Origin of the sequence: Synechococcus sp. A15-24, from assembly GCF_014280195.1 — a bacterium.
Lineage (GTDB): Bacteria > Cyanobacteriota > Cyanobacteriia > PCC-6307 > Cyanobiaceae > Parasynechococcus.
Genome location: NZ_CP047960.1, coordinates 1,789,318 through 1,802,149, shown reverse-complemented (window position 1 = coordinate 1,802,149; position 12,832 = coordinate 1,789,318). Strand labels below are relative to the sequence as shown.

Here is a 12,832-nt window from a genome sequence, read left to right as displayed (position 1 = left end):
GCCCCATTTCCCTCTTTACAGACAATACGATAATACTTTAAATCTAAATGCTGAGAAGCAGCCCAATGCTTTTCTTATTGTTGTTTAAGAACGCTAGATAATTAGGCGTGTAGAATTTAATTGATATTAGGCTTTCTTCATGTCGGGCTTGTTTGACAATATTCATCCTGAGTTGGACCAGGCTGGTGCCATCGAGATCTTGGCTACAGATTTTCAAGATCTCGAGAGCGACAGTGACTACTATATTGCCGTTTCGCACTTGGTCAATTTTCCTGGTCAGTTTGCAAATGAAGCGTTGCTGAATTTTCTTGGCAGGGTGTCGACTGAGTCTGCTGTCCTCCTTGCTCAACGAAAAGCTGTAGAAGTTCTTGCCCGGCTGGGGGTTACGCAAGCTCAGGCGAAAATTGCCAGTTTTCTTGATAGTTCGGATATCTATATGGTCGAAAATGCTGCCTGGGCACTGGCACAAATAGGCTGTCAAGATCAAGCCGTTCATCAGCGCTTGATTCGGTTGTTGCATGATTCCACACAGAATCAACGGGTTTTAATTCAAAGTTTGTCTAAACTCTCAGTTTTTGCAGCACTTTCGACGATTACTCCCTTAATGGACCATGAAAAGTCTTCTGTGCGCGGTGCTGCAATTGCGGCCACAATTCACTTGTCAGGAGATAGGACACGTCTCGCTGATTTGGCTGATCATTTGTACGTAGCTAATCAGATGGATCGTCAGTCGGCAGTTCAAGATGTAATCGATGCTGGTGGGATTGAACTCATGTCGAGTTTGCTTCAGTCACCCATTTCACCAGCGTTTCGAATGAGAGCTGTTCGTGCTCTTGTCGACCGATCGTCAGGTGAGCAGTTGAAAAATAGTGCTCTTTCGGCTGTTGACCAGGTCCTTCGCGATGACCCCAGGCTGATCACGGTGCTTCATCACTATGGGGACCCCCTACCGACTCAGCTGCTTGTCGAAGGTCTGTTTCATCCTGATTTCAGTCGCTGCTATTTGTCGATGCAAACCCTGCTGGATCGCGATCCAGATGAAGTCTGGACCCATGTCTGGGCCAGTTGGCATAAGAAAGCCCATAACGACTATGGAGCGCACTATTTCATGATGCATCTATTTGGTCTCATAAGGAATTGGAGTCACGAGGCCCTTGCGTCTATTCACGACATCCTGTCGGATGCTATTCGAGATAGACGTCCACAATTCAGGAAATCTCCATCTGCTGCGTTGTTGTCTTTTGCTATCTTATTTCCTGGGCAGTGCGACCACTTCTTGAAAGATGGTTTGACTACCGTAATGCAACCATTTTGGGATTTCCGTTATACATCGCTTCTACTCCTTCAATCTCCCGAGTTGAGTCAAATCCGGTCTCAAAATCTTGATGTAGTCAGTGATTTGTCTCAATCGGATCCAGATTACTTTGTTTGTTGGAAAGCGCAGTCGATTCTCCAATATACATAGTGCATGTATGAGACGTCTGCGTCTGTTTTCGGTTGATCATCAGTGCTAAAATAAATTATCAGTTCAGGCTTTCTGTGAGCGATAATCAGTCTATGCCTTCCATTGATTCCCTATTCGAGGATCTCAGGCATCCCAACCCTAGGATCCAAGAAGAAGCCAGTTTAATTCTTTCGGAGCACTATCAGGAAGAAGCCTTGCCCATGTTATTGGAACTATTCTGTCATCAAGATCCCAAAGTATACAGAGCAGCAGTTAAGGGAATTGGTTTTTTTGGGAGTTCTGCATTCGATCCTTTGATCGAACTTTATGCAACAACTGAGAATCAAACTGCAAGGCGTTGTTGCCCGAAAGCATTCGTTCAATTGTTCAAGAATTTTCCTGATCAACCGTTTCCTGATTCAGTCATGCAAATGTTGGAACAAGGGATTAATGACACAGATATGGTAGTCGTACAAGGAGCTCTGATGTGTCTTGGTCAAATCGGTAAGCAACAGTTCAAGTCTGAAGAGGCAATTAAACTACTAGCAAAATCTCTCAGCAGTGAAAATGTGGCTTTGATCTTTAGTGCATCTCAGGCTCTTGCTGATATCCCGCATCCCATGGCGGAGGTCGCTTTGCATGCACTTCAAGATAATAATGACGATCCGCTGATTCAGGAAGCAGCTCAGTCTGCATTGGCGCGACTTCAAAATCTACTCAATTCAAGGAGTTAAAACCTTTTCTTTATCCAGTCACTGCTTTTACTCCTTCGTAATAGCCTCCAGCACGAAAATCAAAACGCTCAACTTTGTCCTCTTTGGTACATGTTGTTTGTGAATAATGCAGCAGTGTGCTGAATCCCTCGGGTACCATTTTTGGGCATAACCTTCCCACATCGTTGGCGAATGGGCAGAAATACACACCTGCCCACCGATTCAGGAAACGCCCTTTTATTTCATCCGAAAAGATAAACCCATGTTGATCGGCAAGCTTGAGGATTTCCTCGGGATCAGCTTCTTGAAAAAGAGCTCTGAACGGTAAATCTTCTTCCAGGACCTGAAGAAAGCGTATGAATTCAGCGCGCGACATAAAAGATCACCTACATGTTCAAATTTTATCAGCATCTATCCGCTTTTTACCAGGATCACTGAAAATGCTCCGCTAACTTTACAAGAGAGAACTTGGGGTATTTGAGGCATCCTTGAAATTCTTCAGTGCCCTTCTGTGCATTGTTTTGACCCTAACTTCTCACAAATTTCTGCTTAGTATGTTGATGGCGACATCAAATACTGCTTGAACTGACTCGTCATCTTCTGTTGACTTTGCCTTCTCTATGCTTTCTACAGAGTTAAATGCTTCAAGCTTCATCAGTGCCATCGCCGTGTTTTTTCGTACCTGAGTGTCTTTGTCGATCAGTTTCCTTGTCAGCATATGTTCAACATCTTCGGCATCACATGATTTTCCGATAAGTGTTACAGCTTCTGCTCTAACGTCTGGTGAGCAGTCATCTAAAGCTCTGAACACTCTATTTTTTGCACGATGATCGTCACTCTTTTGTATTTGATCTCCTAGGGCTGAAATTGCAGCCACGCGAACTTCAGTCACGTCTGACTCTGCAGCCTCGAGTAATGCCTCAGGTGCTTTGGCGCCGATGAAACTAAGCGCAAGATTAATCAAGCCCACCTGAAATGGTGTGCAGTCTGGATTTTTCAGGATCCCAAGTAATGAGTCCATGGCGTCGGGTCCAATCGTTGCCATTGCTCCAGCAGATGACCCGAGAACAACTGGATCACTGTCTTCTAAAAAAGCTTCGAGGAGATAAGGCAGAGCCTCCTTACTTCCAATCAAATTGAGTGTTTTGGCTGATGCTCTTCTGACGACTACATTTTGGTGTTGGCGAAGAGCTTCACAAAGAATGGGTAGAGCCTCGTCTCCTACTGCGCCAAGGCTTTTTGCAAAGGTTAGTCTTAGGGCTCCTCTAGCATCACCAAGGCCAGCAACCATTTTCTTGAGAGACTCTGCATCAGACCCTGGTTTCTCACCATCACTTAATTTCAAACTTAGTTCGTTGGCGAGTTGAAGCGCTTCTTCTTCGGTGAGCTGACTGTCGCTGAGTGACGAGACATTAGAGAAATCCTGGAGCACTGTGGCCATCGCACAATCTTCATATCAATCTAATCGATTACGGTTGCTGTACTGTTGATTCCTTGAAGCTTTTTCGCCCACGAGCTCTTGGACAAAAAAAAGCTCCCTTTTGAAAGGGAGCTGGTCATCACACACTTGAGTGTTGAATTCTGACCTGACCATTAGACCATTTTGGGTCGGTCAGAAGTGGATTCCGAAGGGGCGGAATGCGACGTAGTCTGTCTGCTTAGGAGGCTGATGACCGCTGTACTGCTGTTGAGGCAGCTTTGGAGCAGGCTTGGTAAGTGCAACATAGTTAAATGTCACAGGTTTAATCGCGCTGCTCGCTGCTAAGGCGAGTGGTGAAACGGTGCGGCTCCGGGATCCCTGAGCGTTGTCACTAACTGCTACTTTGGTGCTTGCAAGCTCCCTCATCATGTTGAAGGAGGACGTCATCATTCCGGCATAAGAATCGGCAGTCCGCACGTATGGGACGATATCCGAACCAAAGACCTCGGCATATTCTGCCCCATCCGTCAGGCTATCGATGAGAGCATCAAATCCCTGTTCGGCCTGCAGCTTAATGCTGGCCTGAATTTCTGCCTGATTAAGTGGAGCTCGCCCTAAGAGGTGTTTGAAGTTCAGTTCGATCCCTCGCTGGGGCGCGACTGAGTGGAAGTAATTTTTTTTGTAAAAAGGAGATTTGGCCAGACCATTGACGAAGTCACGTACCGTTATTTCTCCATTCATGAGGCGTGCTTCCAGTGAGGTGCAACGCTCATTTTCCGTTGGAGGTAGGTTCCCGTAAACCTGGCGATAGCTATCGCGGATTGTGCGCTCCAACGCCGCACTATCGTTGGGGTGATACTCATCAAAGACCGAACCGAATGGACACTCACTGTGGAGTCGAGGGCCGATTCCGAGACCCATAGATGAGCAAGTGTTCCGCTTAAACTCTGCAATCGAACCTGCCACCGTTCGGGCAACAGTATTCATTCCAGCTTTGCTGGAGGTGGAATACGAAGCGGATTTGGTTCGATTTGCTGCAGACATACCTGCAGGAGTAGTTTGTGTGGTGAGCATGATGAGGATTTGGAGGTGATTGATGATGTCGAGACCTTCAAGTATTCTGATCGCTCTCGAATTGAGGCGGTACTTGACAGAACAGCGGGAGGATCCTTAGTGGTTTAAGGCTTGAAACAGGTTTTACAAGTTTCTGCATTCAACCACTCGAGCAATCATCGACAATAATTGCGATAGGTTTAACTTTGGCTGGCTGATTGTCTTTTGGGGGGTTGGCGCCGATCGATCTAATGTCGCTATCGAGTCGTTGAGTTTCTTTCCTTCGCAGGAAGTTTTCTCGCTACTGCTAAAAAAAAGGGGGTGAGCTATTTGCTCACCCCCTGAGACGACTAGTCGTAAATACCAATCCGTTAAGGACTGATAATCAGCCCAGGGAGTTGATAACGTAGTCGAGCAGCTGGTTGTAAGCGGTCAGTGCTTGAGCACTCATGTCGCGAGGAGCGCAACCGCGGGAACGCAGGTGGGAGAAACCAGCAACGTAGGTTCCAGCGTCGATGCTGAGTGCTTTGTACACTTCCTTCTGACCGTTGATGGCTAGCTCATCCAGGGGGCCGGTGCCGCCGGTGACCAGGCAGTAGTTGATCAGGCGCAGGTAGTGAACGAAGTCACGCTTGCACTTCTCTTTGCCTTCGGTGGCGCACTTGCGGGGCTGACGGCCGGTAGCTCCGTTGGGGTACTGGTTGTACACAGCATCGACAGCTTCCTGAGCAACTTGGTCGTAGTTACCGGCCAGTTTCTCAGCAGCTTCCAGACGAGCAGCAGCACGCTGGATGGAGCCCTGGACGGACTCCATGTCGGAGGCAGAGGGGAAGCGGGAAGCGCTGTCGGCTGCGCCGACGACGGTGGTGATGACGGACTTCATGATGAAAAAGGGGGGGTGTTCAGATGTGCAGAAATTCAATCTCTGGCTCAGCTGATAGCGCTGATCACCATGTCGAAATAGCTGGCAGCTTCGCCGGCGATGTTGGAGCAATCTCCAGTGGTCACAGGCATCTTTTTGGGCTGGCTGTTGGTGTTGGTGATCAGGGCACCAGCAGCGGCCTTCATGATGGCCACGGCACGGGAGGCGGAACCTGTGGGAACACCCAGTGCAGCGTAGGTTTCACGCAGTCCGTTCAGGCAGCGGTCCTGGAGAACAGAAGCATCACCAGCCAGCAGGGCGTAGGAGACGTAACGCAGAACGATCTCACCATCGCGCAGGCAAGCAGCCATCTTGCGGTTGGTGTAAACGCCACCGTTGGGGGCGGTCAGACCGGTGTTCTCGCAGCAGATGCCTGCAACGGCGTCAGAAACGATGCAGCTAGCGTTGGAAGTGATGGCGTTAACAGCGTCGAGGCGCTTGTTGCCATCGGCAATGAAGGACTTCAGAGAGGCCAGTTCGCCGCCGCCGATGAAAGAGCCGCTGGAATCGGCTGAGACAGCTGCCCTGGAGAATGCGTCGAGCATGGGTTGGGGAATACGTTGTTTGGGGAGATGCATTCCGCATCAAGATGGACAGTAACCCTGCTTTTCTTGCCTAAATCCCAGACAAGCGTGTCAGGACACACAAGTTGACAAACGAAAAATCGGTAACACCACGACATCATTTGGCCTGGTTGTTACTGAGGAAGACACTAATCATGACAACTGTTTAAGTACCTGCCTGCAGGTCCACTTCAGTGGTAGCCAGTTAGCTGAGACTGAAAGCTCCTCGAGGAGGGGCTTCTGATCAGTCAGTCTCAATCTCAGGCAACCCCAGGCTGCTGCAATCCTCGATTTTGTGTACTGAGGGATCGTTTCGGCCAGAGCTAGGCAGATCAAGTCACTCCTTTCGGACAAGCCTTGAAGGCTGATGACTGATGTTAAGTAATAGTGAGTAACATAGTCGCTCCATAATTTTTGTTTAATTTCATTAATTAATTCCATTCTGCATCGTTTGTCCATATTCATTAGGCTCAAAGCCCCACCGTATTGACGTGCTTCGTCTCGGTGTTGAAGATTGTTTTCGATTTCAATTGCGTCAACAGGGCAGACCCACTCTTGTCTGAGCTTTAAATGTTGTGGGTTGTCTTGCAATAGTTGCGTTATTAATTCTGAATATTCATCAGGAACGTGACATGTTTTGTTGGGATCGACGAGCTGGAAAGCGCTTCTTGCCCGTAATGACATGGACACAGGTGCCGTAACCAGTGCCTCCAATCTTGTGACATCACCAGCATCGCCAAGGTCAATGACGGCGGATCGGCGTCGACCAGCGATGGGATCGATCAGCTGGGGAACCAGATCATCTAGACCGGAGGTCTCTTTGTGCACTCTTGCTAAATATGCTTTAGCTGCACCGCAGACGAGCGGATTCTGATCGTTCGCGAGTGGGCGTATTGCCTCTTCTGCCTTATTGATTTCCAGCCTGCAAAAGGCCTGGATGACTGCTCGCTTTTGGATATCTTCCCCATCGAGTGCCTTGATCAATCTTCCCTGATTGTTTTCTGTTAGTGGTGCACCAATTTTTGTGATGGCGTCAACAGCGTTAATGACTGCAGCCTCATCTGTGCAAGACAGTGAGCGAAACAGAGTAGGTAATGCCCTAGTGCTTTTTCTGCGGCCTAGAGCATCAATGGCTTTTCGTCGTGTGATTCGGTCAAACAGATGTTCCGGACTTAATTCTGCTGCCTTAATGAGAACATCAAGGGATTCCTCAGTATCGCTAGCTCCCAACCTCGTCGCAGCCATATATTTGTCGACAGGTCGATCCAATGTCTCAGGGTCGGCCAGAATCACAGACATGGCACGATCTTCTGTTAATCCTTCAACCAAGTTGTCGAAACGCTCTGCCATAATTTTAATTGGTCGGATGAATTGATGAGACTGATGAAGGCAGTCTTCGATTTCCTGAATAATTTTAGAGCGTATGCGTCAAGATTATTTGTTTATGCGCATGGAAATATTCACTTGTAAGATTCAAAAAGTTTTTTCGAAATTTACTCCATATCCATGTTCCGACGGCTCAGGTTGCTGTTGCTGTAATAAAATGAAAAGACTTGTTTTTGGTACTATTCGATCGGTTCGTCGCAACACGATGCCTGTGTCCCCTGAGCGTGAGCAAGCGCTCTCTGAATTCGTCGCTGCCGTTCAAGCACGGGAGGAAGTCCAATCCGAGTTAAACGAGATCACAACTCTCGATCAGCTGAAAACAATCGTCGATTCAATTGAACCAGCATTAACTGGTGCTGCATTGATACCCTACGAACAGGCAACAAGTCCACCAAAGATCACCGTTGATTCTGGTGTCCTAGACAAGAATATTCCATGGCGACTTCTGCGTTGTCCTGGGGGGCCATTGGTGCTTCAAATGATTTGTACAAGGGTCAACTTTGCTTTGTGGATTGAGAGTTGTTGAGAATGAATACTCTTCCGATTAACGAATTTATCCAGGCGGTTGTGTATGACCATTCAATCGCCACTGGTTTGAAGGCTTGTAAGACTGACCAGGATATTGTTGATTATGCAGCTTCCAAGGGATTTATTTTTTCATCAAGTGAATGGCAGCTACATCTTTCTTTGGATCGTAAGACTTTGAGTGATTCAGAATTGGCAAAGATTCTTGTCGTACCTGTTGAGCATTGGTCCTGGGCATTTCGGAAGGTTGCCTTATGGCGTGCCATGCTGATGGATGGAGTTTGATCTACAATGAGATTACCTCTATTGAGCAGTCTCTGGTATGACGGATTCCTCCTCTAACGTAAAGCAAGATTTATCTTTGGAATCATTCATTACAATGGTTCGTCAGGATCCTGATCTCAAAGCTGAAATTAAGGCAGCTCTCAATCAAGATGATGTGATCGCAATCGCTGCATCTAAGGGATATGAATTCGATTCCTTGACTATATTAAGAAGGTGGAGCAAGCACACTGACTTTACTCAGGATACCTGGATGGGATGGTTTGATGAATGAGCCTCAATTATCAAGAAGATATCTCAGAGTACCTTGTTGTTTTGCTTCCCTTTTTGGCCCAGTAGGTCACTAAAGCCTCGCCGCCGGGTCGTGGAACACTTGCAGTTGCTTGCAGGATCTTGAATGATCGTCTAGGCCCCATTGGCCAGTTTCCAACGGCTTTTACAGTTCTAATTCTCCCTCCCATGGCTCTAATGCAAGTCTCGAACTTGTCTAATTGAGTTTGATCAACAGTTTCAAAAATAAAATCACTTCCAACACAGATTAAATGTTGTGAACGTATCCACGTTTTCATTTGTTTATCATAATCAACCATTGTTCAGGTTTTAAGCTCGAGCCACTCGTTAGTGATTTCCTTTGAAAAACTTGTGATTTTTTTGAATCGCAGCATGCCATGCTCTGATCCCCAGACTTGCGCATTGTTCTCTGGGTCAAATCCACGATCCCGACTAATCCAGGAGGTTTGATTGACTTCAACTTCACTGACAAGATAAGTCAATTTTCCGTCCCTTGGAATTAGACAACTTTTCCCGGGTTCAACATTGCCAACGTAGTGTCCAGGAGATATGGATCGGAAATGCATGGCACAGCCGCAGCGCCTCTTCAATGATTCTGAATGCAGATCGTCCAAAAGTTCGGGATTACATCCAGCGCCAGCAAGTCGGCGAGGATTATCAAAGGCAAAATTCTCCATTACAAACAAGTTCTGATCTAGTACTAGCCGATGTATCCCTTGCCGGTAGGGATCCCACGGAGCATAGTCATAGCATTGCTCAGAATAAAAACCTGGTCCTCTAAAGATGCGCCATGGTAATGGTCGAAAAAAAATTTTGATTCGTGCGAAATCCTTTGGATTTTCTTGTGCTTGATTAATGTTATCGAACGTGCCTGCAAGAGTCTTGGCAAAGTCTGCAATCGCTGAATAATTTCTCATGTATATATCTAGGCCTTGACTCGTCTGACTTCAGAGGCAAATGAAGTTTGCAGAACTCCTGAGCCTGCAGATGTCTTCAACACAGATGATCTGCACCGAACATTGTCTGAAACAAACCAGATTCTTTCCTCTGCTATTGATTGTTCATAGTGAGTTGTAAGTAAGAATGTGCCATCATCTAAGAACTGGTATGTCGACTCTGCTAATTCTGATTCGGCATACCCCACACTTCTGATCAAGATGCCAGAATAATCATTTTTTTTCAGTGGGATGATCAGGCACGAGCCTGATGAAACTTGAGATGGATCTTCGGGCTCCCAGTCACTTTCAGCTGACCATTCCATCCTGAATGGCGCGACTATGTCGGAGCTATGTCCTTGATGAGAAGTTGCGGTTGAGAGTAAATCTTGAACAGCAGAATCGTCTTTCTCGATGGATTCAATGCTTACTTCGCTAAGAACGTCTTCAAATTGTTGAAAAGCGAGAGAATGACCAGATCTCATGGACCGCCATTTACCCACACTTTGAGCAACAAATTGCTCAATCGTCATACTTTTTAATATTGTGCTCATCCAGCGGCTGGCGATTGCTATGCATCATGTTAACCATTGAATCGATCATCATCGACATGGCCATTGGTGCAGAAGCTACTGATTGCTGAAAAGCTGTGTTCTGAGTCGGTTGTTCTCTTGAAAATGGGCGAAGAATTGGCATTGGGAATAACCGTTTCCGATTTGAATCTGGTGAATGTGTTCTTGAGGGTCACCTTTGTATGACCACTCGGCAATCATGACTGATTTGCCTGTCTGGATTGTGGAAAAAGCGCTAAGGATTAAGCCTTCGCAATAGAAAGGATCTTTCCGCCTTGGGACAGGATCGAGCGAATCGTTGCCGACATGGATGTCTGATTGACCACCGATTTCTGTACAGCGCGCCGATTGGCTCCAACCTGGCGGCGTGACGTCCAATTGATCGTTAAGGAGTTGGCGTTTCCGACACTCTTGCGATCAACCACGTCTGGTGAGTTGCCTGAGCACAGGCTTTGCAGCAACTTGGACTGGCGCTCAGCACTGTCGTATCCGGCGTAACCTGCATCAACAACTCTTGATCGGGTGTAGTTCAGGGTTCGTCCTCCAACCATGCTTTCTGAGGCGCGGTTGTATGGGACCTGATCGACTCCGAAGGCTGAAAGATATTCTTCGCTGTAGACATAGCTTGCTATCTCGGCTTCAAATCCTTCGTCTTGCAGCAGTCTCACGTGATTCATTAGCTCGACCTGATCATGAGGAGGTCGGCCAAGAAGGTGCTTGAAATTAAGTTCAACAAACTGATAGGGACTATTGGTCTCAAAGAACAGTTTTTTGTAGGTGTCAGACTGCGCGAGGGCCATGACAAAACCCTGGACGGTGAGATCACCATTCATGAATAGTGCCTCGATGGAGCTATTGACATCAAGCTCCATCAGGTGTCGGTTTCCGAAGACTTGGCGATACGTTTGTTGAACGACCACAGCAGCATGACTGGTATCAACGTTGGGTTGTGAAGCAAGAGTTGTGGGCTCAGTCATGATGCTGGAATGGGTTTGAAATCTATAAGGGCCGCTTCAGGAGGCGGCCCCCTATGGCAGGACTAGATCTGCTCTTACATCACCTCAGTGATGGAGACAATTTTGCCTCCACGTGCATGGATGTACTTCATTTGGCTGGACATGTCCTTGCCGGAGACGAGATAAGTGTTTCCTGCGGTGCGCTGACGTGACCGAGCTGCCTGGGTTGCTACGACAATCCGGAAGCGCTTCTTCGTGGGATCAGGAGCGCCTGACTGTGTTCCAGTTCGGTTAATTCGGGTGGTCGTAGCACTCCATCCACTGGGAACCATTCCCGTGGCAACGGAGGAGACAAGAGAGGAGCTGCTCAGGACCGTGTCACTAGCTGCGAAGCCTTCTGCCAGGCTGAGATGTCGATTGAAGGCAACCTGGGAGCGGCCGTTTTCGGTAAGGATCCTGGCGTATGGAATGGTGTCTTCACCAAAGATGCTCTGATACTCCACGCTGTCGACGTAGCTGCAGATTTCAGCTTCATAACCACCTTCGGCGAGGATCTTGGTGTGTTCGCTGATCTCCGCTTGAGACTGTGGGGCTCTACCGAGGAAATGTTTGAAATTCAGCTCGATGAATCGATAAGGAGCGTTGGTTTCAAAGAATCGCCGCTTGTATTCAGCTGAAAGGCCGACAGCCCGCACAAATTCACGGGTGCTCAAATAACCATCAATGAACTTGCTTTCTGCCGACAGAGCGCGTTCAAACTCCATCAGGTGGGGGTTACCCATGACCTGTTTGTATGCAGAGCGAATCAGGGCATTGAGCTGATCCGGGCTGTCTCCTGGGCAACGCTGAAATGTTTCCTGCTCACGCTGACCAAGACCGAAGGTGACGTATGCGTCGCCGCGAAGCGGAGCGGAGTCATTACCACTGGTGATGCCAGGAGCTTTGCTGCTGAAACGACCAGAAGTGAAGCTTGCGGAGGGACGCACGCCCACGGCCTGACTCGGGACGCTGATCCGAGGAGCGATGCCGGAGGCCAGGCTTCTGGTTAGCGCTGGGCTTCCTCCACGGGCACTATCACTGCCGGCGAAACTCTTCTCGAGAGCTGCCAGCATCGGGAATGCAGCAGTAGAAAGGTCTGCAGGAGAACTCCAAGAGCGGGCATAAGGCACAACATCGCTTCCAAATACCTCGAGGTATTCAGCTGAATCGACGATGCTGTCGATGAGGGCTCCCTGCCCCTGTTCTGCCTGCAGGGTGATCATGGCAGAAATCTCAGCCTGAGTTTCCGGAGCGCGCCCTAGAAGATGTTTGACATTCAGTTCAACACCCCGCTGTGGAGCAACGCTGTTGAAGAACCGGCTCTTGTAGAAGCTTGACTTTGCCAGACCTCTAATGAAATCACGCACGGTCAGACGGCCGTCTCTGAGCTGAGCCTCAAGTTCTGTGCACCGCTCAAAATTCATGACATGAGCGTTCCCGAAGACCTGTCGGTACGACGCTGAAATGACTGTCTCTAGAGCACCATTGTCCTCTGGGCTGTAGCACTCGCTTGTGACACGGTGAGGGCAGTCGGCGTGACTACGGGGCCCCACCCCGATCGCCATTTGATCGCAGGATTGCTTCTTGAACTCCCCAATAGTCAGGGCCGGCTTCTGACCAGCTTGGCCTTTGCGCTGGAAGCTGACTGGATCTCCCCACTTCGTGGTTGCTCCAAAGCCGAGTGATGTTTGATTGCTGGCCATTGTTCAGGTGAGATTTTGAAGTGGTCTG

17 protein-coding genes are annotated in these 12,832 nt (G+C 48.2%); 5 read left to right on the top strand and 12 right to left on the bottom strand.

All coding sequences use genetic code 11. The features are described from left to right. The first annotated feature begins 139 nt into the window (after positions 1-139). The gene (locus tag SynA1524_RS10260) at positions 140-1,465 is read left to right on the top strand and encodes a HEAT repeat domain-containing protein (protein WP_186497623.1); all 1,326 of its coding nucleotides are present in this window, start codon (positions 140-142) and stop codon (positions 1,463-1,465) included. 32 nt (positions 1,466-1,497) lie between these two features. Next, the gene (locus tag SynA1524_RS10255; RefSeq protein ID WP_286188566.1) at positions 1,498-2,178 is read left to right on the top strand and encodes a HEAT repeat domain-containing protein; all 681 of its coding nucleotides are present in this window, start codon (positions 1,498-1,500) and stop codon (positions 2,176-2,178) included. A 10-nt stretch (positions 2,179-2,188) separates the two neighbouring features. Here the strand turns inward: SynA1524_RS10255 and SynA1524_RS10250 are convergent, their stop codons facing one another. The 6 genes from SynA1524_RS10250 to SynA1524_RS10225 all read right to left on the bottom strand — a co-directional run bounded on the left by SynA1524_RS10250 (position 2,189) and on the right by SynA1524_RS10225 (position 7,465). Continuing rightward, a complete protein-coding gene (locus SynA1524_RS10250) occupies positions 2,189-2,533 on the bottom strand; it encodes a Nif11-like leader peptide family natural product precursor (protein WP_042503828.1) in 345 nt (114 codons plus the stop codon). Positions 2,534-2,692: 159 nt separating this feature from the next. After that, positions 2,693-3,598, bottom strand: coding sequence for a HEAT repeat domain-containing protein (locus tag SynA1524_RS10245; protein ID WP_186497621.1), 906 nt, complete (start codon positions 3,596-3,598; stop codon positions 2,693-2,695). A 171-nt stretch (positions 3,599-3,769) separates the two neighbouring features. Then, a complete protein-coding gene (locus SynA1524_RS10240; RefSeq protein ID WP_186497619.1) occupies positions 3,770-4,651 on the bottom strand; it encodes a phycobilisome rod-core linker polypeptide in 882 nt (293 codons plus the stop codon). Positions 4,652-5,015: 364 nt separating this feature from the next. Further along, on the bottom strand, positions 5,016-5,513 hold the full coding sequence (cpeA, locus tag SynA1524_RS10235; protein ID WP_011128867.1) for a C-phycoerythrin subunit alpha: 498 nt from the start codon (positions 5,511-5,513) through the stop codon (positions 5,016-5,018). Between the two features lie 47 nt (positions 5,514-5,560). Beyond that, positions 5,561-6,097: a phycoerythrin subunit beta gene (gene cpeB / locus SynA1524_RS10230; protein ID WP_011128866.1), complete on the bottom strand. Its 537-nt coding sequence runs from the start codon at positions 6,095-6,097 to the stop codon at positions 5,561-5,563. A gap of 171 nt (positions 6,098-6,268) precedes the next feature. After that, the gene (locus SynA1524_RS10225) at positions 6,269-7,465 is read right to left on the bottom strand and encodes a HEAT repeat domain-containing protein (protein ID WP_186497617.1); all 1,197 of its coding nucleotides are present in this window, start codon (positions 7,463-7,465) and stop codon (positions 6,269-6,271) included. A 241-nt stretch (positions 7,466-7,706) separates the two neighbouring features. Between SynA1524_RS10225 and SynA1524_RS10220 the strand changes: the two genes are divergently transcribed. Genes SynA1524_RS10220 through SynA1524_RS10210 form a run of 3 tightly spaced genes read left to right on the top strand, consistent with a single transcriptional unit; the run spans position 7,707 to position 8,582 of the window. Next, complete coding sequence (locus SynA1524_RS10220) at positions 7,707-8,027, top strand: hypothetical protein (protein WP_186482128.1); 321 nt, start codon at positions 7,707-7,709, stop codon at positions 8,025-8,027. A 2-nt stretch (positions 8,028-8,029) separates the two neighbouring features. After that, the gene (locus SynA1524_RS10215; RefSeq protein ID WP_286188565.1) at positions 8,030-8,311 is read left to right on the top strand and encodes a Nif11-like leader peptide family natural product precursor; all 282 of its coding nucleotides are present in this window, start codon (positions 8,030-8,032) and stop codon (positions 8,309-8,311) included. 37 nt (positions 8,312-8,348) lie between these two features. Then, complete coding sequence (locus SynA1524_RS10210) at positions 8,349-8,582, top strand: Nif11-like leader peptide family natural product precursor (RefSeq protein WP_186497615.1); 234 nt, start codon at positions 8,349-8,351, stop codon at positions 8,580-8,582. A 10-nt stretch (positions 8,583-8,592) separates the two neighbouring features. On the opposite strand, the gene SynA1524_RS13085 is transcribed toward SynA1524_RS10210, so the two are convergent. The 6 genes from SynA1524_RS13085 to SynA1524_RS10180 form a co-directional block, all read right to left on the bottom strand. Further along, complete coding sequence (locus tag SynA1524_RS13085) at positions 8,593-8,898, bottom strand: CpeR family transcriptional regulator (protein ID WP_186482125.1); 306 nt, start codon at positions 8,896-8,898, stop codon at positions 8,593-8,595. Between the two features lie 3 nt (positions 8,899-8,901). Continuing rightward, positions 8,902-9,516 (bottom strand): chromophore lyase CpcT/CpeT, encoded by a 615-nt coding sequence (locus tag SynA1524_RS10200; protein WP_186497606.1) that lies wholly within the window; start codon positions 9,514-9,516, stop codon positions 8,902-8,904. Positions 9,517-9,524: 8 nt separating this feature from the next. After that, positions 9,525-10,067, bottom strand: a complete 543-nt coding sequence (locus SynA1524_RS10195; protein WP_186497604.1) for a phycobiliprotein lyase — start codon at positions 10,065-10,067, stop codon at positions 9,525-9,527. Next, positions 10,057-10,230 (bottom strand): hypothetical protein, encoded by a 174-nt coding sequence (locus tag SynA1524_RS10190; RefSeq protein ID WP_158305753.1) that lies wholly within the window; start codon positions 10,228-10,230, stop codon positions 10,057-10,059. The genes SynA1524_RS10195 and SynA1524_RS10190 overlap by 11 nt, the downstream gene beginning before the upstream one ends. Before the next feature lie 118 nt (positions 10,231-10,348). Further along, positions 10,349-11,083, bottom strand: a complete 735-nt coding sequence (locus SynA1524_RS10185; RefSeq protein ID WP_011128859.1) for a phycobilisome rod-core linker polypeptide — start codon at positions 11,081-11,083, stop codon at positions 10,349-10,351. Positions 11,084-11,157: 74 nt separating this feature from the next. Next, entirely contained in the window at positions 11,158-12,804 is a 1,647-nt protein-coding gene (locus tag SynA1524_RS10180; protein WP_186497602.1) for a phycobilisome rod-core linker polypeptide, read from the bottom strand. Between the last annotated feature and the right edge of the window lie 28 nt (positions 12,805-12,832).